Origin of the sequence: Mycobacterium sp., assembly GCF_050700595.1 — a bacterium.
In the GTDB taxonomy this organism is placed as follows: Bacteria; Actinomycetota; Actinomycetes; order Mycobacteriales; family Mycobacteriaceae; genus Mycobacterium.
This window is the reverse complement of record NZ_JBOHHI010000096.1, coordinates 1-24,912: the sequence shown is the minus strand read 5'-3', so window position 1 is coordinate 24,912 and position 24,912 is coordinate 1. Positions and strand designations below refer to the sequence as shown.

26 protein-coding genes are annotated in these 24,912 nt (G+C 67.5%); 19 read left to right on the top strand and 7 right to left on the bottom strand.

Going from position 1 to position 24,912, the window contains the following annotated elements:
* The 5 genes from infB to ACRDTL_RS09475 form a co-directional block, all read left to right on the top strand.
* Window positions 1–1,992 (top strand): translation initiation factor IF-2 (infB, locus tag ACRDTL_RS09495; protein ID WP_431506454.1); only part of this gene is annotated, 1,992 nt, incomplete at its 5' end.
* Complete coding sequence (gene rbfA, locus ACRDTL_RS09490) at window positions 1,985–2,437, top strand: 30S ribosome-binding factor RbfA (protein WP_431506453.1); 453 nt, start codon at window positions 1,985–1,987, stop codon at window positions 2,435–2,437. The genes infB and rbfA, both read left to right, overlap by 8 nt.
* Window positions 2,424–3,425, top strand: coding sequence for a DHH family phosphoesterase (locus ACRDTL_RS09485; RefSeq protein ID WP_431506452.1), 1,002 nt, complete (start codon window positions 2,424–2,426; stop codon window positions 3,423–3,425). The genes rbfA and ACRDTL_RS09485 overlap by 14 nt, the downstream gene beginning before the upstream one ends.
* A 6-nt stretch (window positions 3,426–3,431) precedes the next feature.
* A complete protein-coding gene (locus tag ACRDTL_RS09480) occupies window positions 3,432–4,751 on the top strand; it encodes an MATE family efflux transporter (protein ID WP_431506451.1) in 1,320 nt (439 codons plus the stop codon).
* 9 nt (window positions 4,752–4,760) lie between these two features.
* Window positions 4,761–5,321, top strand: coding sequence for a sugar O-acetyltransferase (locus ACRDTL_RS09475; protein ID WP_431506450.1), 561 nt, complete (start codon window positions 4,761–4,763; stop codon window positions 5,319–5,321).
* A 3-nt stretch (window positions 5,322–5,324) separates the two neighbouring features.
* Here the strand turns inward: ACRDTL_RS09475 and ACRDTL_RS09470 are convergent, their stop codons facing one another.
* Window positions 5,325–6,077, bottom strand: coding sequence for an enoyl-CoA hydratase (locus ACRDTL_RS09470; protein WP_431506449.1), 753 nt, complete (start codon window positions 6,075–6,077; stop codon window positions 5,325–5,327).
* 40 nt (window positions 6,078–6,117) lie between these two features.
* On the opposite strand from ACRDTL_RS09470, the gene ACRDTL_RS09465 reads away from it, so the two are divergent.
* Window positions 6,118–6,372, top strand: coding sequence for a DUF2277 family protein (locus tag ACRDTL_RS09465; RefSeq protein ID WP_431506448.1), 255 nt, complete (start codon window positions 6,118–6,120; stop codon window positions 6,370–6,372).
* 17 nt (window positions 6,373–6,389) lie between these two features.
* A complete protein-coding gene (locus ACRDTL_RS09460) occupies window positions 6,390–6,932 on the top strand; it encodes a DUF1802 family protein (protein WP_431506456.1) in 543 nt (180 codons plus the stop codon).
* Here ACRDTL_RS09460 and ACRDTL_RS09455 read toward each other — a convergent pair.
* Genes ACRDTL_RS09455 through ACRDTL_RS09445 form a run of 3 tightly spaced genes read right to left on the bottom strand, consistent with a single transcriptional unit; the run spans window position 6,891 to window position 10,168 of the window.
* The gene (locus ACRDTL_RS09455; RefSeq protein ID WP_431506447.1) at window positions 6,891–7,919 is read right to left on the bottom strand and encodes an alpha/beta fold hydrolase; all 1,029 of its coding nucleotides are present in this window, start codon (window positions 7,917–7,919) and stop codon (window positions 6,891–6,893) included. The genes ACRDTL_RS09460 and ACRDTL_RS09455 overlap by 42 nt on opposite strands.
* A gap of 3 nt (window positions 7,920–7,922) precedes the next feature.
* A complete protein-coding gene (locus tag ACRDTL_RS09450; protein ID WP_431506455.1) occupies window positions 7,923–9,590 on the bottom strand; it encodes a CocE/NonD family hydrolase in 1,668 nt (555 codons plus the stop codon).
* Entirely contained in the window at window positions 9,587–10,168 is a 582-nt protein-coding gene (locus tag ACRDTL_RS09445) for a DUF3558 domain-containing protein (protein ID WP_431506446.1), read from the bottom strand. The genes ACRDTL_RS09450 and ACRDTL_RS09445 overlap by 4 nt, the downstream gene beginning before the upstream one ends.
* A gap of 254 nt (window positions 10,169–10,422) precedes the next feature.
* Here ACRDTL_RS09445 and ACRDTL_RS09440 point away from each other — a divergent pair, with 254 nt between their 5' ends.
* From ACRDTL_RS09440 to ACRDTL_RS09425, 4 genes are read left to right on the top strand one after another with little or no spacing between them, the layout of a single operon-like run.
* Window positions 10,423–11,388, top strand: coding sequence for a metallophosphoesterase family protein (locus ACRDTL_RS09440; RefSeq protein WP_431506445.1), 966 nt, complete (start codon window positions 10,423–10,425; stop codon window positions 11,386–11,388).
* On the top strand, window positions 11,385–12,062 hold the full coding sequence (gene pptT / locus ACRDTL_RS09435) for a 4'-phosphopantetheinyl transferase PptT (RefSeq protein ID WP_431506444.1): 678 nt from the start codon (window positions 11,385–11,387) through the stop codon (window positions 12,060–12,062). Before ACRDTL_RS09440 ends, pptT begins: the two co-directional genes overlap by 4 nt.
* Window positions 12,059–12,943, top strand: a complete 885-nt coding sequence (truB, locus tag ACRDTL_RS09430) for a tRNA pseudouridine(55) synthase TruB (RefSeq protein WP_431506443.1) — start codon at window positions 12,059–12,061, stop codon at window positions 12,941–12,943. Before pptT ends, truB begins: the two co-directional genes overlap by 4 nt.
* Window positions 12,944–12,965: 22 nt before the next feature.
* Window positions 12,966–14,156 (top strand): lipid-transfer protein, encoded by a 1,191-nt coding sequence (locus tag ACRDTL_RS09425; protein WP_431506442.1) that lies wholly within the window; start codon window positions 12,966–12,968, stop codon window positions 14,154–14,156.
* A gap of 16 nt (window positions 14,157–14,172) precedes the next feature.
* Here ACRDTL_RS09425 and mntR read toward each other — a convergent pair whose 3' ends face one another.
* Window positions 14,173–14,877, bottom strand: coding sequence for a manganese-binding transcriptional regulator MntR (gene mntR / locus ACRDTL_RS09420; protein WP_431506441.1), 705 nt, complete (start codon window positions 14,875–14,877; stop codon window positions 14,173–14,175).
* A 38-nt stretch (window positions 14,878–14,915) separates the two neighbouring features.
* Between mntR and ACRDTL_RS09415 the strand changes: the two genes are divergently transcribed.
* The 6 genes from ACRDTL_RS09415 (at window position 14,916) to ACRDTL_RS09390 (ending at window position 21,760) form a co-directional block, all read left to right on the top strand.
* Window positions 14,916–15,887 carry a bifunctional riboflavin kinase/FAD synthetase gene (locus tag ACRDTL_RS09415; protein WP_431506440.1) on the top strand — a complete coding sequence of 324 codons (972 nt, stop codon included), beginning with the start codon at window positions 14,916–14,918 and terminating at the stop codon, window positions 15,885–15,887.
* Window positions 15,888–15,993: 106 nt separating this feature from the next.
* Window positions 15,994–16,263, top strand: coding sequence for a 30S ribosomal protein S15 (rpsO, locus tag ACRDTL_RS09410; protein ID WP_431506439.1), 270 nt, complete (start codon window positions 15,994–15,996; stop codon window positions 16,261–16,263).
* Window positions 16,264–16,276: 13 nt separating this feature from the next.
* Window positions 16,277–16,780 (top strand): LppU family putative lipoprotein, encoded by a 504-nt coding sequence (gene lppU / locus ACRDTL_RS09405; protein WP_431506438.1) that lies wholly within the window; start codon window positions 16,277–16,279, stop codon window positions 16,778–16,780.
* Window positions 16,781–17,147: 367 nt separating this feature from the next.
* Window positions 17,148–19,412, top strand: coding sequence for a polyribonucleotide nucleotidyltransferase (locus ACRDTL_RS09400; RefSeq protein WP_431506437.1), 2,265 nt, complete (start codon window positions 17,148–17,150; stop codon window positions 19,410–19,412).
* Window positions 19,390–20,736, top strand: a complete 1,347-nt coding sequence (locus ACRDTL_RS09395; RefSeq protein ID WP_431506436.1) for a M16 family metallopeptidase — start codon at window positions 19,390–19,392, stop codon at window positions 20,734–20,736. Before ACRDTL_RS09400 ends, ACRDTL_RS09395 begins: the two co-directional genes overlap by 23 nt.
* 4 nt (window positions 20,737–20,740) lie before the next feature.
* Entirely contained in the window at window positions 20,741–21,760 is a 1,020-nt protein-coding gene (locus ACRDTL_RS09390) for a nitronate monooxygenase (RefSeq protein ID WP_431506435.1), read from the top strand.
* A 6-nt stretch (window positions 21,761–21,766) separates the two neighbouring features.
* Here the strand turns inward: ACRDTL_RS09390 and ald are convergent, their stop codons facing one another.
* The gene (gene ald, locus ACRDTL_RS09385) at window positions 21,767–22,882 is read right to left on the bottom strand and encodes an alanine dehydrogenase (RefSeq protein WP_431506434.1); all 1,116 of its coding nucleotides are present in this window, start codon (window positions 22,880–22,882) and stop codon (window positions 21,767–21,769) included.
* A 97-nt stretch (window positions 22,883–22,979) separates the two neighbouring features.
* Between ald and ACRDTL_RS09380 the strand changes: the two genes are divergently transcribed.
* Together ACRDTL_RS09380 and ACRDTL_RS09375 are read left to right on the top strand one after the other, a co-directional pair.
* Window positions 22,980–23,204: a hypothetical protein gene (locus ACRDTL_RS09380; RefSeq protein ID WP_431506433.1), complete on the top strand. Its 225-nt coding sequence runs from the start codon at window positions 22,980–22,982 to the stop codon at window positions 23,202–23,204.
* Window positions 23,201–23,458 (top strand): hypothetical protein, encoded by a 258-nt coding sequence (locus ACRDTL_RS09375; protein ID WP_431506432.1) that lies wholly within the window; start codon window positions 23,201–23,203, stop codon window positions 23,456–23,458. The genes ACRDTL_RS09380 and ACRDTL_RS09375 overlap by 4 nt, the downstream gene beginning before the upstream one ends.
* Window positions 23,459–23,462: 4 nt before the next feature.
* On the opposite strand, the gene ACRDTL_RS09370 is transcribed toward ACRDTL_RS09375, so the two are convergent.
* Window positions 23,463–24,788, bottom strand: a complete 1,326-nt coding sequence (locus ACRDTL_RS09370) for an HNH endonuclease signature motif containing protein (RefSeq protein ID WP_431506431.1) — start codon at window positions 24,786–24,788, stop codon at window positions 23,463–23,465.
* Window positions 24,789–24,912: the final 124 nt, after the last annotated feature.

The following is a 24,912-nucleotide window of genomic DNA, read 5'->3' as shown; positions in this document are numbered from 1 at the left end:
CCGCCCGGCGCCCCGCCCGGCGCCGGTTACCGTGGGCGTCCCGGCGGTGGCGGTCGTCCCGGCCAGCGCGGTGGTGCGGCCGGCGCGTTCGGCCGTCCCGGCGGCGCTCCCAAGCGTGGCCGCAAGTCCAAGCGGCAGAAGCGTCAGGAATACGACTCGATGCAGGCCCCGGTCGTCGGCGGCGTGCGGTTACCGCACGGCAACGGCGAAACGATCCGGCTCGCCCGCGGCGCCTCGCTGAGTGACTTCGCCGACAAGATCGACGCCAACCCGGCCGCGCTGGTCCAGGCGCTGTTCAATCTCGGCGAGATGGTGACCGCCACCCAGTCGGTCGGCGACGAGACGCTCGAGCTGCTCGGCAGTGAGATGAACTACCACGTGCAGGTCGTGTCCCCCGAGGACGAGGACCGCGAGCTGCTGGAATCCTTCGACCTGACCTACGGCGAAGACGAAGGGACCGAGGAGGACCTGCAGGTCCGTCCGCCGGTTGTGACCGTCATGGGTCACGTCGACCACGGGAAGACCCGCCTGTTGGACACCATTCGGCAGGCCAAGGTCCGCGAGGCCGAGGCCGGGGGTATCACCCAGCACATCGGCGCCTACCAGGTGTCGGTCGACCTCGACGGCACCGAACGGCTGATCACCTTCATCGACACCCCGGGGCACGAGGCATTCACCGCGATGCGTGCCCGCGGTGCCAAGGCCACCGACATCGCGGTCCTGGTGGTGGCCGCCGACGACGGTGTCATGCCGCAGACGGTGGAGGCGATCAACCACGCCCAGGCTGCCGACGTGCCGATCGTGGTGGCCGTCAACAAGATCGACAAGGAGGGTGCCGACCCGGCCAAGATCCGGAGTCAGCTCACCGAATACGGTTTGGTCGCAGAAGATTTCGGCGGCGACACGATGTTCGTCGACATCTCGGCCAAACAGGGCACCAATATCGAGGCGTTGGAGGAGGCGGTGCTGCTGACCGCCGACGCGGCACTGGACCTGCGGGCCAACCCCGATATGGAAGCCCAGGGTGTGGCGATCGAGGCGCACCTGGACCGCGGCCGTGGGCCGGTGGCCACCGTGCTGGTGGCACGCGGCACACTGCACGTCGGCGACTCGGTGGTGGCCGGCGACGCCTACGGCCGGGTCCGCCGCATGGTCGACGAGTACGGCGAGGACGTCGAGGAGGCGCTGCCATCGCGGCCGGTGCAGGTCATCGGGTTCACCTCGGTGCCCGGTGCCGGGGACAACCTGTTGGTCGTCGACGAGGACCGGATCGCCCGCCAGATCGCCGACCGGCGCAGCGCCCGCAAGCGCAACGCGATGGCCGCGCGGTCGCGCAAGCGGATCAGTCTGGAGGACCTGGACTCGGCGCTGAAGGAAACCAGTCAGCTGAACCTGATCCTCAAGGGCGACAACGCGGGTACGGTCGAGGCGCTGGAAGAGGCCCTGATGGGCATCCAGGTCGACGACGAGGTGGCCCTGCGGGTCATCGACCGTGGCGTCGGCGGCATCACCGAAACCAACGTCAACCTGGCGTCGGCGTCGGACGCGGTGATCATCGGGTTCAACGTGCGCGCCGAGGGCAAGGCCACCGAGTTGGCCAACCGCGAAGGAGTGGACATCCGCTACTACTCGGTGATCTACCAGGCGATCGACGAGATCGAGAAGGCGCTGCGCGGCCTGCTCAAGCCGGTCTACGAGGAGGTCCAGCTGGGACGTGCCGAGATCCGCGCGCTGTTCCGCTCGTCGAAGGTCGGTGTCATCGCCGGATGTCTGGTCACCTCAGGGGTGATACGCCGCAACGCCAAGGCGCGGCTGCTTCGGGACCACGTCGTGGTCACCGAGAACCTCACAGTGGCCTCGCTGCGCCGGGAGAAGGACGATGTGACCGAGGTGCGAGACGGCTACGAATGCGGTCTGACGCTGGGCTACTCCGACATGAAGGAAGGCGACGTTATCGAGACCTACGAGCTGGTGGAAAAAGAACGTGCCTGACCCGGCCCGGGCGCGCCGGCTGGCCAAGCGGATCTCGACGATCGTCGCGTCGGCGATCGAGTACGAGATCAAAGACCCACGGCTGGCCGGGGTCACCATCACCGACGCCAAGGTGACCGCCGACCTGCATGACGCCACCCTGTACTACACGGTGATGGGCCGCACGCTCGACGATGACCCGGACTACGCCGGGGCCGCGGCGGCGCTGGAAAGCGCCAAGGGCGTACTGCGCACCAGGGTCGGGGCCGGCACCGGCGTGCGGTTCACTCCCACGTTGGCATTCAGTCGCGACACCGTGCCCGACGCCGCGCATCGGATGGAGGAGTTGCTGGCTCGCGCCCGCGCCGCCGACGCCGATGTGGCCCGGGTCCGGTTGAACGCCAAGCCGGCCGGTGCGGCCGATCCGTACCGGGCTAGCGGTGAGGACGCCGGTGACGACGATTAAGCCCACAACTGAGCCGGCCGCTACCGGCCGCCGCGTCGACGCCGCCGGCGCCGCCGGATTGTTGTCCGCTGCCGGCACGGTCGGGGTGGTCTGCCACGTGCATCCCGACGCAGACACCATTGGCGCGGGGCTGGCGCTGGCGGTGGTGCTCGACCAGTGCGGCAAGGCGGTGCAGGTCAGCTTCGCCAAGCCGGCGATGCTTCCGGAGTCGCTGCACTCGCTGCCCGGCGGCCGGCTGCTGGTCAACCCCGCGGCCATGCGCCGGGATGTCGATCTCGTGGTAACCGTGGACATTCCGAGCATCGACCGGCTCGGTGCCCTGCGTGATCTGGCCGGTCCGCGGCAGGAGCTGCTGGTGATCGACCATCACGCGTCCAATCGGCTGTTCGGCACCGCCAACTTCGTCGACCCGTCGGCGGATTCCACCACGATGTTGGTCGCCGAACTGCTCGACGCGTGGGGCAAGCCGATCGACACCGCGGTGGCGCACTGCATTTACGCCGGACTGACGACGGATACCGGGTCGTTCCGCTGGGCCAGTGCCCGCGCGCTTCGACTGGCGGCGCGGCTGGTGGAGCTCGGCGTGGACAACGCCGCGATCAGCCGTACTCTGCTCGACAACCATCCGTTCGCCTGGCTGACGATGCTGTCCAGGGTGCTGGGGACGGCCAAGCTGTTGCCCGACGCGGTGGGTGGCCGCGGGCTGGTGTACGCCGTCGTCGACAACCAGGAGTGGGCCGGTGCACGATCAGAGGAAGTCGAAAGCATCGTCGACATCGTGCGCACCACCCAGCAGGCCGAGGTGGCGGCGGTGTTCAAGGAAATCGAGCCGCGGCAGTGGTCGGTGTCGATGCGGGCCAAGGCCGTAATCGATGTGGCCGCGGTCGCGTCGACGTTCGGCGGCGGCGGGCACCGGCTGGCGGCGGGGTATTCGATCACCGGTTCGGTGGACGATGTCGTCGCGGCGCTGCGCGCGGCCCTTGGCTGACCGGCGTTGACCGACACGGGTCGACCCACGGCCGGTGGCCGGCGGATCGCCGGGCTGGCGCTGCCCGCACTGGGCGTGCTCGCGGCCGAACCGTTGTATTTGTTGTTCGACACCGCGGTCGTCGGCCGACTCGGTGCGCTGAGCTTGGCCGGGCTGGCCATCGGCGCTCTGGTTCTCGCCCTGGTCGGCTCGGATCTGACGTTTCTGTCATATGGGACGACGGCCCGATCGGCCCGCCGCTTCGGTGCCGGCGACCGGGCCTCGGCGGTGGCCGAGGGTGTGCAGGCAACTTGGCTGGCGCTGGGTCTGGGTGCGCTGATCGTCGTCGTCGTGCAGGCCATCGCAGTGCCGGTGGTGTCGGTCATCGCGTCCGGCGGTGATATTGCACGTGCGGCGTTGCCGTGGTTGCGGATCGCGATCCTGGGCGCCCCGGCGATCCTGGTGTCGCTGGCCGGCAATGGCTGGCTGCGCGGCGTGCAGGACACCGTGCGGCCGCTGCGCTACGTGGTCACCGGCTTCGCGCTCTCGGCGCTGCTGTGCCCGCTGCTGGTTTACGGCTGGCTGGGGCTGCCGCGGCTGGAGCTGGCCGGTTCGGCGGTGGCCAACCTGGTGGGTCAGTGGTTGGCCGCGCTGTTGTTCGGGCGCGCACTGCTGGCGCAGCGGATGCCGCTGCGTTTGGACCGCGGTGTGCTGCGCGCGCAGCTGGTGATGGGCCGGGACCTGATCGTGCGGACATTGGCCTTTCAGGTTTGCTTCGTCTCGGCGGTCGCGGTGGCGGCACGGTTCGGTGCGGCGGCGCTGGGCGCGCACCAGGTGGTACTGCAGTTGTGGGAGTTCCTTGCCCTGGTTCTGGATTCGCTGGCGATCGCGGCGCAGGCGTTGGTCGGAGCGGCGCTCGGAGCCGGTGATGTACCGCACGCGAAAACGGTGGCCTGGCGGGTCACAGTATTTTCGGCGGTCGCCGCCGGGGTGCTGGCCGTGGCGTTCGCCATCGGGGCTGCGGTGCTGCCGAAGCTGTTCACCGACGACCGCTCGGTGCTGGCCATGGTCACGGTGCCGTGGTGGTTTCTGGTGGCCCAATTGCCAGTCGCCGGAATCGTTTTCGCTCTCGACGGGGTGTTGCTGGGAGCTGGTGATGCCGCGTTCATGCGCAACGCCACCGTGGTCAGCGCGCTGGTCGGTTTTCTGCCGTTGGTCTGGTTGTCGCTGGTGTTCGGCTGGGGGCTGGCCGGTATCTGGTCGGGGCTGACCGCTTTCATCGTGTTACGCCTGGTTTTTGTCGGGTTGCGGTCGGTCTCCGGCCGCTGGGCGGTGAGCGGAACGTGAGGACAAATCATGGGTAGTCAACGTGAGCGAATGCTCAGCGGCGCACTCTACAAGGCCGGCGACGCCGACCTTGTCGCGAGCCGGCGGGCCTGTCAGCGCCTCCTCGATGCGTTCAACGCGACCCGGGCAGACGATGACGACGTACGGCAACAACTGCTGCATGAGTTGCTCGGATCGCTGGGGAAAGGTTCGGTGATACTCCCGCGATTGCAGTGCGACTACGGAACGTACATCAGCATTGGTGGAAACAGTTTTGTCAACTACGACGCGGTCCTGCTGGACTGCGCGCCGATCACAATCGGTGATGACGTCTCAATCGGTCCCCGCGCACAACTGCTTACGGCACATCACCCCGTCGACGACCACGACGCCCGGCGGGACGGCTGGGAGTCGGCGTCTCCGATTGCGATCGGCGACAACGTGTGGATGGGAGCCGGGGTCATCGTGTGTCCCGGGGTGAGCATCGGCGACAACTCGGTCGTCGGGGCGGGCAGCGTCGTGACGAAAGACGTGCCGGCACACGCACTGGCAGCCGGTAATCCGTGCCGAGTGATCAGGGAAATCCCGTAAGGTTCAGCGCACTTGGGCACGTCCGCGCCGCAGCACCGCTTCGCGGTTGCCGGCGATGTCGTCGCCGGTCGCCGTGCTCATCCACTGTTTGGCCGCGCTCGCCTCCAGCCACAGCCCGGCGCCGGTCTGCGACTCGTCGATGCGGTGATAGGAGGCCAGCAACGCCCGCACCGCGTGCTGGTTGTTGCCGACGATCGACGCCGCCACCTGGCGGGCGGCGGGCAGCAGCCGGTCGTGCGGCACCACCTCGGTGACCAGCCCGGCGCGCAGCGCGTCGTCGGCGGACAGGTAGTCACCGGTGAGGCTCATCCGCCGGGCCAGGCCGACGCCCGCCTTCTGCGGCAGCCGCACGCTCAGCCCCCAGGTGGGCAGCAGACCCACCCGGGCATGGGTGTCGGCGAACCGCGCGTGTTCGGAGGCGATCAGGATGTCGCAGTACAGCGCCAGTTCCAGTCCGCCGGTGACCGCTGCGCCGTTGACGGCGCCGATCACCGGTTTGGTCATTGCCGGCCACCGCGGCGAGATGTCCGGTAGCCCGGATTGCCCGCCCAGCTCCTTGAGGTCCAGTCCCGCGCAGAACACCGGGTCGGCGCCGGTGAGGATCACCACGTCGACGTCGTCGTCCGACTCGGCGTCGGACAGCGCGGCGAAGAATCGGTCGCGCAGTGCGGTGGACAGCGCATTGCGGGACTCGGGACGGTTCAGAGTCAGGGTGCATATCCGCTCGTCGGTGCTGATCAGCAGGATGTCGGTCATGGCATCACCGTAGCCAGTCCAGCGCACCTATCGTGGAGGCATGTGCCGAAACATCACCGAACTGCGCGGACTCGAGCCGCCCGCCACCGCCGCCGAGATCGAGGCGGCGGCGCGCCAGTACGTGCGCAAGGTGAGCGGGATCACCCGCCCGGCGCCGGCCAACGCCGAGGCGTTCGAGGCGGCCGTTGCGGCTACCGCCGCAGCAACCGCGCGGCTGCTGGACGCGCTACCCGCACGCCGTCAGCCCGCGAAGAGTCTCCCGCCGTTGCGTCGACCCGAAGTGGTGGCGCGGTGACGACGCAGACCACGACGGTGACCGCGCTCAAGGAGTGGAGCGCGGTCGTGCATGCGTTGCTGGATGGTCGCCAGACCGTGCTGCTGCGCAAGGGCGGGATTCACGAGAAACGCTTCGATGTCGCTGCCGACGAGTTCGTGTTGTTCCCGACGATCGAGCACAGCCACGCGCAGCGGGTCCGGCCTGAACATCGCGACCTGTTCGCCGCCGCGTCTGCCGACAGCACCGATGATCGGGTGATACTTCGGGCAGCGGCGAAAGTCGTTGCAGTAGTGCCGGTTAACAGTCCGGAGCGCCTCGGGGAAATAGAGGATCTGCATGTCTGGACCGCCGATTCGGTGCGGGCGGATCGGCTCGACTTCCGGCCCAAGCATCGGCTGGCCGTGCTGGTCGTCCAAGCAATGCCACTGGTTGAGCCGGTGCGGCTGTCCCGGACTCCCGACTACGCGGGCTGCATCAGCTGGCTCCAGGTGCCGGTGACGCCGAGGCTGGCCAAGCCCGTACATGATGATGCGGCGTTACAACGGGTTGCCGACCGGGTTCGCGATACCGTCGGTTGACCGGGGCGTCTGGTCGGCCAGCACCGCGCCCTCGGACCGGTTGCCGAGTGTCTGAAGGGGAATCTCGTTGCCCGCCACCGTGAGCCGGACAATGTCTGCTAACTGCGGTGCCGCATCGCATTGCAGATAGTGATCCGCGCTGGGCACGATCCAGTAGCGGTTAGTTCCGGGTTTGTCTTTGAGGAACGACTGCCATACGAAGTTGGCGACCCGAACCGGGGCGATGTTGTCATGCAAGCCCCACGCCAGCGTGGTGTTGATGTCGTTTCCGGACAGGGCCTGCAGCCACGTGGTTTCGTCGGCGGCGCGCTCATTCAGGTACTGAATCGTGTCCGGCAGTACCGCGATCCCGTCGTTGTACGCGAAACACTTTGCCAACGCTGCGATCTCGGGATCGTCGAGTGTTCGGCGGGGCATGAAGGTCGTTGCCGCCATGCCCGCTGCCAGTATCTCCGGGGTGGTGGCGCGCGCGGTGTCGCGGGCGGTGGCGGGGTCGAGCAGCGCGGTTTGAAACAGCGTGAGATTCGCCAGCGGCAGGTAGATGTTGGCGTTGGTCAAGATGACTTCAGCCGGTGGTGTCGACGCGTCTGCTTTCGCGAACTCCTCCAGCGCGATCATGCCGACGCTGGTGCCCCGGTCATGGGTGAGCACCGTGTACTTGGACAGACCCCACACCTGGGTGATCGCGTGGATCAGCAGGCGCGCGTCGTCGTAAAGCGAATAAACATAGGGCGCTGACGGTTTGTCGGAGAGTCCATAGCCGGGGAAGTCGAGCAGGAAGATGTCGAACTCGTCACCTAGTTCGCGCGTCAACGCGAAATAGTCAATGCTGGACGTCGGGAAGCCGTGCACGCAAACCAATGCCGGTGCCCCCGGTGCGCCACAACGTCGGCTGAAGACGGTGACTTCGGTGTCCGCGTTGGCTGCCGTCGATGACTGCCAACGGATTTCGGTTCCGCCGCTTCGCCAGTCCTCGAAGATGTCCATCGGCTAGCCTGCCTCGATCGGCAGCAGCAGCACTGAGGTTCCGAAGTGCACGACATGGGTGGCCGATCTCATCTGCTGCCCCGTCAGCACCGGCTCGCCGGCGCCCAGGTTGCAAGCGTAACGGGGATGCCAGCCGCCGGCGACCAGAACGCGGATACGTGAGCCGGCGCGGAATCGGTGGGCGATCGCGTCGAGTTCCAGGCGGACCGTGTCCCCATCGGGCACCGCCTCGGCCAGGCGCCGGTAACCCTCGCTGACGTTGACAGAGCGGCCGTTGGCGTCGACCTCGCTGACCCGGACGAACAGGTCGATGTGCGGGTTATCCGAGGTGTGCGCCAACTCGACGACCGGATTCCCGTGCACGCTCAGGTCCGCGGTGAGCCGCGCGCCGGTGAAGGCGAGCACGTCGTCGCGGCGAGCGAGCCGGCTGTCGTCGCGGTAACCGCTGTCGGGAGACAGTAGCGGGCCGCCGATCGTGGGCGTCGGGTCGGCGGGGTCGAACCGGAACGTCGCCGGCTTCGTATGTCGGGCGCCAACGGCCCCGGTCACCGGCGGTGTGTCGGCCAGACCGCCACCGGGCTGCAGGTACAGCGCGTGCTCTGCGGTGGCCGGTGGCCAATCGGGCAAATCGTGCCAACCCCGCCCGGTGACGAACACGCGCACCGGGTTGCGGCGGCTTTTTCCGGACGCCGCACCGAGATGGGTGTCCAACCAGGCCAGGGATTCCCTGGTGAGGGTGCCCAGGCCCTTGGTGAGCAGCTCGGTGTGCGTCCAGGGCCCGACGGTCAGCGCCACGTCGACATCCCGGTCGCGCAGCCGCCGATACTGCTGGAGTATTTGCCGCAGGAACAGGTCTTGCCAGCCGCCCACCAGCAGCACCGGGACCTGCACCCGGTCCAGCGCCTCGGGAAAACGCAGTGGTTCCCAGAACGGGTCGTCGGGATCGGGGTGTTCGAGCCACGACTCGTACCACGGTGCGCCCTCGCCCAGCAACGCCCTGCTCGAAACGCCCAACGGCACCCCGCCGGCCGCGCGGGACACCCGGCGGACGGTCCCCAAATTGCGGATGCGGGCCCGGATCCGCCCGGGGTCCTCCTGGTGGGCGACCACATCGCTCCAGCCCAGAAAGTCGTTGACGGTGAACGAGCCGGTGCCCCAGGCCGACGCGCAGAAATCGTGCGGGCCGGCGGCGATGACGGCCGCGGCCAGCTCCGGCGGTGGCTCCCGCAGGATCGCCCACTGGGTGAACCCCAGATATGACACCCCGATGGTGCCGAATCGGCCGGTGAACCATGGCTGCTCACGCAGCCAGGCCACGGTGTCGGCGCCGTCGTCGGCCTCACGAACCATCGGTTCGAACACCCCGGCCGACCCGAATGTCCCGCGGACGCTCTGCAGCACCACGTGGTAGCCGCGGGCGGCGTACAGCGCGGCGAATATCAGCGAGGACTTGAGCGTCCGGCCGTAGGGTCCGCGGGCCAGCAGGGTGCCCACCGGATCGGTGTCGGTGGGCGCGTAGTGGTCGGCCACCAGGTCGACGCCGTCGCGCATCGGGACTGCGACGCGGTTCGCCGTATAACCGGTGGTCTCCGGGGGCAGGTGCAGCAGCCGCCCGAGGGCACGGCCGCCGAATTGTCTGGTGCGGGAGCGCGGCACGCCGGGCTGCCTCAGAACACGTAGTAGGGGGAGAGCTCGTTGGCCCGTTGCAGGTTGGTCGACGGGCAGTCGACGTCCGGCTCGGAATAGACCGTCGAGTAGAACAGCGCCTGCTGGATCAGTCCGTAGCTGGTCTTGAAGGCCACCATGCAGGAGACGTACCAGAAGCTGTTGTGGTAGGTCGGCTTCAGCACCCAGTACTGGGCGGCGCGGTGGCCGTTGACCGTGGTCTCCAGGGCGTCGGGCGGCAGCGTCTGCTCGTAGGTGCGCCAGATGATCGGCTCGACGGCCAACTGGTAGTTGCCCGCGTCGTAGTGGCAGCGCAGCCCCTCCTCGTGTTCCGGCGGGGTGAACGACAGCCCGAGTCGCCCGATGACGTCGAGCGGGATGTCCTCGCACGCGTCGAAGGGGCGCGGGTCGGTGGTCGCCACGATCGGGCTTTTCATCGTCGTCGCCGGCGCCAGCGGTGCGGCGGTGGACCGCAACTGCACTCTTCCGCCGCCGGTGACGGCGGGCGGTGCGCTCTGCCAGACCACGACGACCGCCATGACCAGCGCTCCCAGCGCGGCGGCCAGGCGCATTCCGGCGACCATCAGGCCCCCTCGCGCTCGGTCATTGCGGGAGTGTAACGAGAACCTGTTCCAGTTCGCACCCCCGTCGGCCGCTCGATCCTCGCGTGGCGACCCGCTGCGCCCGGCTCCGCCGCGCTGGCGATCGCCACGGTGTTTATCGGTGGCGACCCGCTGCGCCCGGCTCCGCCGCGCTGGCGATCGCCACGGTGTTTATCGGTGGCGACCCGCTGCGCCCGGCTCCGCCGCGCTGGCGATCGCCACTACGCTGGGGAATCGTGGGAACGCGGGAGTCGACCGGCGCGGGACAACCGACGCTGTGGGCCGTCTCCGACCTGCACACCGGCCACCTCGGCAACAAGCCGGTCACCGAATCGCTGCACCCGTCCTCACCCGACGACTGGTTGATCGTCGCCGGTGACGTCGCCGAACGCACCGACGACATCCGTTGGTCGCTGGATCTGCTGCGGCGACGGTTCGCCAAGGTGATCTGGGTGCCCGGCAACCACGAGTTGTGGACCACCGGCAAGGACCCGATGCAGGTGTTCGGCCGGGCCCGCTACGACTACCTGGTCAACCTGTGCGACGAGATGGGCGTGGTGACTCCCGAGCATCCGTTCCCGGTGTGGACCGAGCGGGGTGGCCCGGCGACGATCGTGCCGATGTTTTTGCTCTACGACTACACGTTCCTGCCGGAGGGGGCGACCACGAAGGCCGAGGGGCTGGCCATCGCGCGGGAACGCAACGTGGTGGCCACCGACGAATTCCTGTTGTCGTCCGAGCCGTACGGCACCCGCGAGGCGTGGTGTCAAGAGCGGCTTGCCGCCACCCGGGCGCGGCTCGAAGAGCTCGACTGGATGACACCCACCGTGCTGGTCAACCACTTCCCCCTGGTCCGCGAGCCGTGCGACGCGCTGTTCTACCCGGAGTTCTCACTGTGGTGCGGCACCACAGCGACCGCCGACTGGCATACCCGCTACAACGCGGTCTGTTCGGTGTACGGCCACCTGCACATCCCGCGCACCACCTGGCATGACGGCGTGCGCTTCGAAGAGGTGTCGGTGGGCTATCCGCGGGAATGGCGGCGCCGCAAGCCCTACAGCTGGCTGCGGCAGGTGCTGCCCGATCCGCAGTACGCGCCCGGCTATCTCAACGATTTCGGTGGTCATTTCGTCATCACTCCCGAAATGCGCCGGCAGGCTAAGCAGTTCCGGGACCGGCTGCGCCAGCGCCAATCACGATGACGACCGAAAAGCTGATGTCGTCGGTGCTACCCGGGGGCGACGACAACCTGGCCTTTGCCGAGGTGTACTCCGACCCGCCCGGGCTGGCGCCGTTGCCCGAAGAGGAGCCGTTGATCGCCCGGTCGGTGGCCAAGCGGCGCAACGAGTTCGTCACGGTGCGTCACTGTGCCCGGATCGCGCTGGGTGAGCTGGGACTGCCCCCGGTGCCGATCCTCAAGGGCGACAAGGGCGAACCCTGCTGGCCCGACGGTGTGGTGGGCAGTCTCACCCACTGCACGGGCTATCGCGGCGCGGTGGTGGGCCGCAGCACCGGGGTGCGGTCGGTGGGCGTCGACGCCGAACCACACGACGTGCTGCCGGACGGCGTGCTCGACGCGATCAGCCTGCCCGAGGAGCGCCGCGAAATGGCGGCGCTGCCGAACGGTATGCATTGGGATCGAATCCTGTTCTGCGCCAAAGAAGCAACGTATAAGGCCTGGTACCCGCTGACCAGGCGTTGGTTGGGTTTCGAGGACGCCCATATCACCTTTGACGTCGACCCCTCTCGTTCGGCGGGCAGCTTCCTCTCGACGATCCTGGTCGACGGCTCCGCGCTGTCGGGTCCACCGCTGACGGCGTTGGCCGGCCGATGGTCGGTGGGCCGCGGGCTGGTCCTGACCGCGATCGCGCTATGAGTGTCGGCGCCGGAATCGTCATCGTCGACAAGCCGGCCGGACTGACCAGTCACGACGTGGTGACGCGGTGCCGGTGGATCTTCGCCACCCGACGGGTCGGCCACGCCGGCACGCTGGACCCGATGGCCACCGGAGTGCTGGTGATCGGGATCGAGCGCGCCACCAAAATCCTGGGTGCGCTGACCGAGGCCTCGAAGTCCTACGCGGCGACCATTCGTCTCGGCCAGTCCACCTCCACCGAGGACGCCGAAGGCAAACCGGTGCAGCAGGTCTCGGCGAAGCACGTGACCGACGATGCGATCGCCGCGGCGATCGCCGGACTGCGCGGCGACATCATGCAGGTGCCGCCGGCGGTCAGCGCGGTGAAAATCGGCGGCCGGCGCGCTTACCGGCTCGCGCGTGCTGGTGAGGTGGTGGAACTGACCGCCCGGCCGGTGCGCATCGACCGGTTCGAGATGCTGGCCGCGCGTCGCCACGACCACCTCGTCGACGTTGATGTCGAGGTGGACTGTTCGTCGGGGACCTACATCCGGGCGCTGGCCCGCGATCTGGGCGACGCACTGGGGGTGGGCGGGCATTTGACCGCACTGCGACGCACCCGGGTCGGGCGGTTCGGCCTCGAGCGGGCCCGCTCACTCGACGAGCTGGCCCAGCGTCGGCAGCTGAGCCTCACCCTGGATGCGGCCTGTCTGCAGATGTTTCCGCGCCGCGACCTCACCATCGAGGAGGCCGACGCCGCCGCCAACGGGCGCGCGCTGACACCGGCCGGTATTGACGGCGTCTACGCAGCCTGCGCCCCCGACGGCCGAGTGATCGCGCTGCTGCGCGACGACGGCGAGCGGACCAGGTCGGTCGTGGTGATCCGACCCGCCACGCTGTAGAGGCCCGCCGTACGCTAGGGCAATGACAAACAAGGTTTACGTCGTCGGTGTCGGCATGACGAAGTTCGAGAAACCGGGCCGCCGGGAGGGTTGGGACTATCCGGACATGGCTCGCGAGTCCGGAACCAACGCATTGCAGGATGCGCGCGTTAGCTACAGCGAGGTCGAGCAGGGCTACGTCGGCTATGTCGCCGGCGACTCGACGTCGGGGCAGCGGGCGCTCTACGAGCTGGGCATGACCGGGATTCCGATCGTCAACGTCAACAACAACTGCGCGACCGGTTCGACTGCGCTTTTCCTGGCGGCGCAGGCGATCCGCGGCGGCATCGCCGACTGCACCATCGCGCTCGGCTTCGAGAAGATGCAACCCGGCTCGCTGGGCGGTGGCGCCCAGGACCGCGAATCGCCGATGGGCAGACACGTCAAGGCGATGGCCGAGATCGACGAGTTCGCGATGCCCGTCGCGCCCTGGATGTTCGGGGCCGCCGGTCGCGAGCACATGCGTCAATACGGCAGCACCGCAGAACATTTCGCCAAGATCGGCTACAAGAACCACAAACACTCGGTCAACAACCCGTTTGCGCAGTTCCAGGAGTCCTACACCCTCGACGACATCCTGGCGGCGCGAATGATCTCCGACCCGCTGACCAAATTGCAATGCTCGCCGACATCGGACGGCTCCGGCGCGGCGATCCTGGCCAGTGAAAAGTTCGTCGACAGCCACGGGCTGGCCGGCCAGGCGACCGAGATCGTGGGCCAGGCGATGACCACCGACTTCTCCTCGACCTTCGACGGCACCGCCAAAGCGCTGATCGGCTACGACATGAATATCCAAGCCGCACAACAGGTTTATCAGCAGTCTGACCTCGACCCGGAGGACTTCCAGGTGATCGAGCTGCACGACTGCTTCTCGGCCAACGAGTTGCTGCTCTACGAGGCGTTGGGATTGTGTGGCGAGGGCGAGGCGCCGAAACTGATCGACAACGGCGACACCACGTACGGTGGGCGCTGGGTGGTCAACCCGTCGGGTGGGCTGATCTCCAAAGGACATCCGCTGGGGGCCACCGGTTTGGCGCAGTGCGCGGAGCTGACCTGGCAGCTGCGCGGCACCGCCGACAAACGACAAGTCGACAACGTGACCGCGGCCTTGCAGCACAACATCGGGCTGGGCGGCGCGGCCGTCGTCACCGCCTATCAACGCGCCGAACGGTAGCTCGGCGAGGAATAGCTCAGCCGACCACCCAGATCGCGCACGCGGCCGGGCTGCCTAAATCAACGGTGCTGGCCGGCGCGTCGTCACCCGATACCGCGGATTCAATGGCCACCGAGACCATCCCGGCGAACTCGCGGCGGGTCAGTACCCGTAGCCGCGAATCCAGGCTGATTCCGATGCTGTCGAAATAACGCAGCATCTCCGGATCGGCATCGGAGATTCGGGCCACCGACCCGGCCTCGCCGTCGTGGCAGTCCCACAGCCGACGTGCCGGCGGGGTGGGCACCTGCCCGTCGGAAGCGGGGATCGGATCGCCGTGCGGATCGCGCTGCGGGAACCCCAGCTTGGCGTCGATGCGCGCCACCAACCGGTCGGAGACCGCATGCTCGAGCACCTCGGCCTCGTCGTGTACCTCGTCCCAGCTGTAGCCGAGCTCGTTGACCAGGAAGGTCTCCAGCAGTCGGTGCCGGCGCACCATCGCCAACGCCGCGCGACGGCCGGAATCGGTCAACGTGACCGCGCCGTACTTCTCGTGGTCGACCAGACCCTGCTCGGCGAGTTTGCGGATGGACTCCGAGGCTGTGCTGGCGGAGACGCCGATCTTCTCGGCCAGCATCTTGGTGCTGACCTTGTCCGGCGACCATTCCTGCGCGTTCCAGATGACTTTCAGGTAGTCCTGGGCAACCGGGGTGAGCTCGCCGGGCTCGTCGTCGGGGCGCACAAAGTAGAAGTTTAAGCCTGCGCCGTACGCTTGCCATTGTGCAGCGCTGGCGGGGCCAGGACGAGATACCCACCGACTGGGGCAGATGTGTCCTCACCATCGGGGTGTTCGACGGTGTGCACCGTGGACATGCCGAGCTGATCGCGCATGCGGTGAAATCGGGACGGTCGCGCGGGGTGCCGGCGGTGCTGATGACCTTCGACCCGCACCCGATGGAAGTCGTCTTTCCCGGCAGTCATCCCGCCCAGCTGACGACGCTGACCCGCCGCGCCGAGCTGGTCGAGGAGCTTGGCATCGATGTGTTTCTGGTGATGCCGTTCACGACCGATTTCATGAAGCTCACCCCGGAGCGCTACGTCCATGAATTGCTGGTCGAGCACCTGCACGTGGTCGAGGTGGTGGTGGGTGAGAATTTCACCTTCGGCAAGAAGGCCACCGGCACCGTCGACACCCTGCGCCGGGCCGGCGATCGGTTCGGGTTCGGTGTGGAATCGATGTCGCTGGTGTCCGAACACCACGACTCGGAGACCGTGACGTTCTCGTCGACCTACATCAGGTCCTGCGTGGACGCCGGTGACATGGTGGCCGCCGCCGAGGCACTGGGCCGCCCGCACCGCGTCGAAGGCGTGGTGGTCCGCGGCGACGGCCGGGGGATGAAGTTGGGTTTTCCCACCGCCAACGTGGCACCCCCGATGTATTCGGCCATCCCGGCCGACGGGGTGTACGCCGCGTGGTTCACCGTAGTGGGACACGGCCCGGCGTCCGGCACTGTCGTCCCGGGTGAGCACTACCAGGCAGCGGTGTCGGTGGGCACCAACCCGACGTTCTCCGGACGCACCCGCACCGTCGAAGCTTTCGTCCTGGACACCACCGCCGACCTATACGGGCAGCACGTCACGCTGGACTTCGTGGGGCGTATCCGGGGACAGGAGAAATTCGGATCGGCCGATGATCTGGTCGCCGCGATGAACACCGACACCGAACGGGCCCGCGCGCTGCTGGCCGGCTGAGGGTGCGCTGCTAGACTTTCCGGCGACAATGGCGCGTGCTGCAGTTCGCGGCGGCCACGCCGAATTCGAATTCTTAGGATCGCGGACCGATTGATGGAGATATTTCGTGGCGCTTACAGCCGAGCAGAAAAAGGAAATCCTGGGCTCCTACGGCCTGCATGAGACCGACACCGGATCCCCGGAGGCGCAGGTCGCGCTGCTGACCAGGCGAATCGCCGACCTGACCGAGCACCTGAAGGTGCACAAGCATGACCATCACTCGCGGCGGGGATTGTTGCTGTTGGTCGGCCGGCGGCGCCGGTTGCTCAAGTATGTGGCCCAGGTCGATGTGGAGCGGTACCGCTCGCTCATCGAGCGGTTGGGTCTGCGTCGCTGAGCCATTCCTCCTGATGCGCGCGTGGCCGACGGCTGCGATCACGGCAGTCGCCATCATCGGGGGAGCGACGGGGTGCTCGGCTGCCGCCAACGTCGCCGACCTCAAGGTGGGGGATTGTCTGCGGCTGGGCGGCACCGCCGACCGGCCGGAGGCCACCAAGGTCACCTGCGGTAGCCGCACGTCGAACTTCAAGGTCGCGGCGACTGTCAAGGACCGCGGGCAGTGTCCGGCCGACGTGGATTCCTCCTATTCGATGCGCAACGGGTTCAGCGACTCGAGCACCACCGCCTGCCTGGACATCGACTGGGTGGTCGGCGGCTGCATGAACGTCGATCCGCAGAACAACAGCGACCCGGTTCGCGTCGACTGCAACGACAAGTCGGCACCGCACCGGCAACGCGCCATCCAGATCCTGCGAAACCTGCAGGATCCGGTCAGCGTCGACCAGTGCGCCAGCGGCGTGGGCTACGCCTACGCTCAGCGGCGGTTCGCGGTATGCGTCGAAGATATGACCTGATTGGGGCGCCACAGCCACGCTGGCGTGACGCTCGGCGGTGACGGTCACTCTGGCGTGACGCTCGGGGCGGCCGGCGGGGTGGGAACTGCCAGGTCGGCGTGTAGAGTGAGGGCGTTCTGGGCCAGATCGGCCCGAGCAGGTGCGGTTCGCGCGATCCGCGTGCCCCGTCCCAGCGTGTCATACGGAGTGCCACGTCTGTATCGGGCGGTCTTCGGTAGTGGCTGCCGGGCTCCCCAAAATGGGGTAGGTCCGGCCGCTTCGATCGATGGCCGTAGCCGCATTCAGGCGCTAGATCGCTAGCAGGCCTCCGGGTTGTGCGTGACCACGCGAAACAGCTCAATACCCCGAGAGAGGCCGCACGGACACCATGTCTGTAACTGAAATTGAAGAAGGCGTGTTCGAGTCGACCGCCGTTATCGACAACGGGAGCTTCGGCACCCGCACCGTGAGATTCGAGACCGGCCGGTTGGCCCAGCAGGCCGCCGGCGCCGTCGTCGGCTACCTCGACGACGAGAACATGCTGCTGTCGGCCACCACCGCCAGCAAGAACCCCAAGGACCACTTCGACTTCTTCCCGCTGACCGTCGACGTCGAGGAGCGCATGTATGCGGCCGGCCGCATCCCCGGCTCGTTCTTCCGGCGAGAGGGCCGGCCCTCCACCGACGCGATCCTGACCTGCCGGCTCATCGACCGCCCGCTGCGCCCGTCGTTCGTCGAAGGCCTGCGCAACGAGATCCAGATCGTGGTGACGATCATGAGCCTGGATCCCAACGACCTCTACGACGTGCTGGCGATCAACGCCGCGTCGGCGTCCACCCAGTTGAGTGGCCTGCCGTTCTCCGGCCCGATCGGTGGCGTGCGGGTAGCGCTCATCGACGGCACCTGGGTCGCGTTTCCGACGGTCGAGCAGCTCGAGCGTGCGGTGTTCGACATGGTCGTGGCCGGTCGGGTGCTCGACGACGGTGACGTGGCGATCATGATGGTGGAGGCCGAGGCCACCGAGAACGTCGTCGAACTCGTCGACAGCGGCACCCAGGCACCGACCGAAAGCGTTGTGGCGCAAGGCCTGGAGGCCGCTAAGCCGTTCATCGCCGCGCTGTGTGCCGCCCAGCAGGAACTCGCCGACAAGGCGGCCAAGCCGACCGGTGAATACCCGGTGTTCCCCGACTACGGCGAGGACGTGTACTACTCAGTGTCCTCGGTGGCCACCGACGAGTTGGCCGCGGCGCTGACCGTCTCCGGCAAGGCGGAGCGCAACAACCGCACCGAGGAGATCAAGGCCGAGGTGCTCGAGCGGCTCGCCGACACCTACGCCGGCCGGGAGAAGGAAGTCGGTGCCGCGTTCCGCGCGCTGACCAAAAAGCTGGTGCGCCAGCGCATCCTGACCGACCACTTCCGTATCGACGGCCGCGGTATCACCGATATCCGCGCATTGTCGGCCGAGGTCGCCATGGTGCCCAGGGCGCACGGCAGTGCGTTGTTCGAGCGGGGCGAAACACAGATCCTCGGGGTGACCACGCTGGACATGGTCAAGATGGCCCAGCAGATCGACTCGCTGGGGCCGGAAACCTCCAAGCGGTACATGCACCACTACAACTTCCCGCCATTCTCCACCGGGGAAACCGGTCGGGTCGGCTCACCCAAGCGGCGCGAGATCGGGCACGGTGCGCTCGCCGAGCGGGCGCTCGTTCCGGTGCTGCCCAGCGTCGAGGAATTTCCGTACGCCATCCGGCAGGTCTCCGAGGCGCTGAGCTCCAACGGGTCCACCTCGATGGGATCGGTGTGCGCCTCCACACTGTCGTTGTTCAACGCCGGGGTACCGCTGAAGGCGCCGGTCGCCGGCATCGCGATGGGGCTGGTCTCCGACGACATCGAGGTTGAAGGTGGCGGTACCGAGCGGCGATTCGTCACGCTGACCGACATCCTGGGTGCCGAAGACGCCTTCGGCGACATGGACTTCAAGGTCGCCGGCACCAAGGACTTCGTCACCGCGCTGCAGCTGGACACCAAGCTCGACGGAATCCCCTCGCAGGTGCTCGCCGGTGCGCTCGCGCAGGCCCACGACGCCCGGCTGACCATCCTGGAGGTGATGGCCGAGGCCATCGATCGGCCCGACGAGATGAGCCCGTACGCGCCGCGAGTCACCACCATCAAGGTGCCGGTGGACAAGATTGGTGAGGTCATCGGCCCCAAGGGCAAGATCATCAACGCGATCACCGAGGAGACCGGCGCGCAGATCTCCATCGAGGACGACGGCACCGTGTTCGTCGGCGCCACCGACGGCCCGTCGGCGCAGGCCGCGATCGATAAGATCAACGCGATCGCCAACCCCCAGCTGCCCAAGATCGGTGAGCGGTTCCTCGGAACCGTGGTCAAGACAACCGATTTCGGTGCGTTCGTATCGCTGCTGCCCGGCCGCGACGGATTGGTGCACATTTCCAAGCTCGGCAAGGGTAAGCGCATCGCGCGCGTCGAAGACGTCGTCAACGTGGGCGACAAGCTGCGCGTGGAGATCGCCGATATCGACAAACGCGGCAAGGTCTCGTTGGTGCCGGTAGACGAGGACTCTCCGGCAGCCGCCGCCGATTCCGCCGATGCCGTTGTCGCCGATGCCGCGACGGCCAGCAGTTAAACCGGGCGCGCTGCGACGCGGGCGGCACGGCGCGGAAGCTGACGCCGTCCTGCGCCGCACCACGTTGCCGGGCGGTGTGCGGGTGGTCACGGAGTTCTTGCCCGCTGTGCATTCCGCATCGGTCGGTGTCTGGGTGGGTATCGGCTCGCGCGACGAGGGTGCCACCGTGGCCGGCGCCGCGCACTTCCTGGAGCATCTGCTGTTCAAATCCACCCCGACCCGCACCGCGGTGGACATCGCGCAGGAAGTCGACGCCATCGGCGGTGAGCTGAACGCCTTCACCGCCAAAGAACACACCTGCTACTACGCGCACGTCCTCGACAGCGATCTTGAACTCGCTGTCGACCTGGTCGCCGATGTGGTGCTCAACGGGCGCTGCGAACACGGCGACGTCGAGTTGGAACGCGACGTCGTCCTCGAGGAGATCGCGATGCGCGACGACGATCCCGAGGATGCGCTGGCCGACCTGTTCCTGGCGGCGCTGTTCGGAGACCACCCGGTCGGTCGCCCGGTGATCGGCAGCGCGCAGTCGGTTTCGGCGATGACGCGAGCGCAGCTGCACTCTTTTCACGTGCGCCGCTACACGCCTGAGCGGATGGTCGTCGCGGTGGCCGGCAACGTCGATCACGACGAAGTGGTGGCGTTGGTGCGGGAACACTTCCGGCCGCGGTTGATCCGCGGTCGGCGGCCGATGCCGCCGCGCAAGGGCGCCGGACGGATCACCACCAGCCCGCGGCTGACGGTGGCCAACCGGGATGCCGAACAGACCCACATCTGTCTGGGTGTGCGCACGCCGGGACTGCACTGGCAGCACCGCTGGGCGCTGCAGATACTGAACACCGCGCTCGGCGGCGGCCTGAGTTCTCGTTTATTCCAACAGGTTCGCGAGGCTCGCGGCCTGGCTTACTCCGTCTACTCGTCGCTGGACATGTTCGCCGACAGTGGAGCGCTGTCGGTGTATGCCGCCTGCCTGCCCGAACGTTTCGCCGACGTGGTGCGGGTGGCCACCGATGTCCTCGAATCGGTGGCCCGTGACGGCATCACCGAGAAGGAGTGCCGGATCGCCAAGGGCTCACTGCGCGGGGGTCTGGTGCTCGGGTTGGAAGATTCGGGCTCACGGATGAACCGCATCGGGCGCAGCGAGCTGAACTATGGCGAGCACCGCAGCATCGAACGCACACTGCGAAAACTCGACGAGGTCAACGTCGACGAGGTCAACGCCGTAGCCCGGCGACTGCTGAACAAGCCATACGGGGTAGCAGTTGTCGGCCCACATCATTCGAAACGATCACTGCCGCGCCAACTTTCCAGGCTAGTACGGTAATGCCATGGTCTTGGGCTTCTGGGATCTCGAGGTGCCTGTGGTTGGTGCGCCAATGGCCGGTGGTCCGGGGACGCCGGCGCTGGCGGCTGCGGTAACCAACGCAGGGGGGATGGGTTTTGTCGCTGGCGGATACCTGAGCCCTGGGCGATTCGCCGATGACATCGCCGCTGCGCGTGCCGCGACGACCGGCCCGATCGGGGTGAATCTTTTTGTGCCACAACCTAGCACCGCGGACATCGTGCAGTTGGACTACTACGCGGAGCAACTCGATGAGCTTGCCGAGCACTACGACGTGGAGGTGGGCCGGCCGCGTTTCGGTGACGACGACGGCTGGCAGCGCAAGCTCGAGGTGGTGGCCGACGTGCGACCAGAGGTGGTGTCCTTCACCTTCGGAACACCGTCACCGGACGTGCTGCGGTGGTTCGGCGCGCTGGGCATGTTGTTGCTGGTCACGGTGACGTCGGTGTACGAGGCCGGTGTGGCCGTCGCGGCCGGCGCCGACGGCCTGGTGGTGCAGGGCCCGGGTGCCGGCGGACACCGCGGCACTTTTGCGCCGGACATGGAACCCGGCACTGCGTCGCTGGGCGAACTACTGGACCGAATCCGCGCCGCACACGATGTTCCGCTCATTGCCGCGGGTGGCCTGGGAACCGAAGCCGACGTCGCCGCGGTCTTGCGCCGGGGAGCGGTGGCCGCCCAAGTCGGCACCGCGCTGCTGCTGTCCGACGAAGCCGCTACCAAGGCCGCGCACCGTGCCGCGCTGCAAAACCCGCACTTCAGCAAAACCCTGGTTACCCGGGCCTTCTCAGGGCGCTATGCGCGCGGTCTGGAAAACGACTTCACCCGGCTGCTCGACGACGTGGCGCCGCTGGGGTACCCCGAGGTCAACCACATGACATCACCGATCCGGAAGGCGGCGGCCGCCGCCGATGACCCACACGGGATGAATCTCTGGGCCGGAACCGGATTCGCGGCCGCCCGAATCGGTCCCGCTGCGGATATCGTCGCCTCGCTCGCCAGCTAGCGCGGGTCAGCCCAGCACGCTTGCCGGCTCGGTATACGGCAAGCCCAGGTCGGTGGCGACCCGTTGGCACAGCAGCCCGCCGTCGTGCGTCGAAAGTCCTTTGGCCAGTGCGAGATTCGACCGACATGCGGCATGCCAGCCCTGCTCGGCGAGCGCGATCACATACGGTAGGGTCGCGTTGGTCAGCGCATACGTTGACGTGATCGGCACCGAGCCGGGCATGTTCGTCACGCAGTAGAACAGTGTGTCGTGCACGGCGAAGGTCGGGTTGTCGTGCGTGGTGGGTCGGGAGTCCTCGAAACAGCCGCCCTGATCGATCGCAATGTCTACCAGGACTGCGCCAGTCTTCATCTGCGCGACAAGCGAATTAGCCACCAGCTTGGGTGTCCGGCCGCCTGGCACCAGCACCGCTCCGATGACCAGGTCGGCGCGCTTGACGACGTCCTCGAGTCCGTAGGCCGTCGAATAACGGGTGCGGACACGGCCGGCGAACTCGGCGTCGAGCCTGCGCAATTTGTTGATGTTGATGTCGAGAACGGTGACGGTCGCGCCCATTCCGTTGGCTACCCGAGCGGCGTTGTAACCTGCGGTGCCCCCGCCGATCACCACGACATCGGCAGGGTCGACACCGGGCACCCCGCCCATCAGCACGCCGCGCCCGCCGTGGGTGCGCTTCAGGTGATAGGCACCGACCTGAGCGGAGAGCCGCCCGGCGACCGTGCTCATCGGCGCCAGTAGCGGCAGTGCGCCGTCGGCGCTCTGGACGGTCTCGTAAGCGATCGACGTGGTGCGCGACGCCACCAGCGCATCGGTGCAGGAGCGGGACGCGGCCAGGTGCAGGAACGTGAACAGGGTTTGGCCGGGCCGCATGTTGGGATACTCGGCCGGCGTCGGCTCTTTCACCTTGAGCAACAGGTCGGCGTCGGCCCAGACTTGTTCGGCGGTGTCGATCAGCTGGGCGCCCGCCGCCTTGAAATCGCTGTCGCCGATCGACGAGCCCGCGCCGGCACCTGCCTGGACGAGCACGTCGTGGCCACGGCGGGTGAGCTCGGCGGTGCCGGCCGGGGTGATGGCCACCCGGAACTCGTTGTTCTTGGTCTCGGCCGGAATCCCAACGCGCATGCCTTCAATTGTCCTGGAAGCCGGCTCACCCTGCAGCACCTCAAGGAGCGCCTAGAAGAACAGGGGTAGCACCTGGAATTGCCGTTAACATAACTCCATGCCCAGCATGGTTGAACGGGTGTTGAGCTTTCAGCTCACGATCGTCGAACTGATGTGCATCGCCGCGCTCCCGGCCGGCCCGTATCTCGCGATCGGCATCGTCTGGGCCAGTACCCATGCCGGCCATTTCGACCAGTTGCAGGGGGTGCCGCTGGCGGGGTCGCTGCTCGGGGCGATCGTGCTGTGGCCGGCGCTCGGCTTCGCCGATCTCTGCCTGACATGAGCGCCGAAAGGCCACCAATTTTGCTTGCCCGCCTGCGCCGGGTGCTGAACTATCGGGTCAGCATCGGTGCACTGGCGGAAATCGCGCTGCTGTCCGCGATCCCGTATCTGATCATCGGCGCGATGATGGCCAGCACGTACGGTGAGGGACTGCACCAGGTGCAAGTTGAGCAGGGGAGCGACGCCCTGGTGGCGCTGTTGGCGTCGATCGTCTCATGGCCGGTGCTGCTGTTCTTCCACTCCTGCGGGACGTGACGCGCTACTCGTCATCGGGTAGGTAGCGTTCGGGGTGGTGATAGTCGTTGGTCCTGGGTTGGCCGTGGTCGAGTTGCGGCGGCGGGATCCATTGGGTGTCGCCGTTGGTGAGTTTTCGTGTCTGCCAGCCATTTTCGGCTAGATCATTGTCGGGTTTGCAGGCCAGGGTCAGCTTATCGACGTCGGTCAGGCCGCCGCGGGCCCAGCTGTCGACGTGGTGGGCTTCGCTCCAGTAGCCGGGCACGTCGCAGGCCGGGCGCGTGCAGCCGCGATCGCGCGCGTGCAGCACTATGCGTTGGTCGGGTGTGGCGATGCGTTTTGACCGGCCCAGATACAACGGCCGGCTCTGGTGCTCGTCGAACACCGCCAGGTAGTGGTAGGCGTGGCTGGCGATGCGGATCAGATCGCGCATCGGCAGCAGGGTGCCGCCACCTGTGACCGCGTGCCCGGTGCCGGCGGTGAGCTCCTGAAGCGTGGTCGACACGATCACGGTCACCGGTAACCCGTGGTGTGTGCCGAGTTTCGGGTCGCCGAGCCGGCCGCGCACCAGCGTGTTGAGTGCGTCGTGCTGGCGCTGGGGGTGGCTGCGCAGATCCGAGTTCGCGACATCGTCGGGGTTGCACATGCCTGGCGCGGCGAACCGGGCGAACCAGGCGTCGAGGTTGGCGCGCAGTTCCGGGGAGGCGATCAGTTTCCCGATGCTCATCCCGTCGCGGCGTTGAGCGCCCCAGGAAAACCCACGTTGGCGGGCCCGGTCGTCGTCGGAGAACTTCCCGTCCGGGTTGATGGTTATCGCACACCGGTGGGCGATCTTCTCCAGTTGGTCGGGGCGCAGCCGGGTGGCCTGCTCGGCGAGGAATCGCTCGGCGCGTTCGACGGTGTCGGGGGCGATGTGATCCGGCAACTCACGCCTGAACGTCTGAATCACCCGCAGATGCTGCTCATCGAGTTCACCGGCGCGCCATACCTCGGCGGTGGCCGGCAGCTCGGGTGGCAACGTTTGGCCGGTCAGGGTGGTTCGCGGCGCCAGCTGCCGGGCATCGCGCAGCCGGCGGCGCGCCTCAGCCGGACTGATCCGCAGCCAGTCGGCGATCACCTTATGCACCGGGCCGCCGATGTCGGCGCGATCCTCTTTGTCCAGGCTGGCGATGATGTCGTGGCCGGGCACCGCCTGCTGGCGGCGGGCGGTCTCCAGGCGCTGCAGGGCGCGCAGCCGAACCGCCGGGGCATAGTTGTCGAAGTCGAGTTCGCCGACCCGCGCCACCGCGGCATCCAGCGCGTCGAAGACGGCGGCCACCTCCGGCGGCGCGGCAACGCGAGTCGAATCCATGTGGCGCTCCACGGGTTTTCGTGGGCGCCTTTGTGCTGTTCAGGGATGTTTTTTGTTGCGGGAGAGGGTTGTCGGCGTTTCGCGGGTGAATTGAGGGACGCGCACGGGGTGTGGCTCTAGGTTT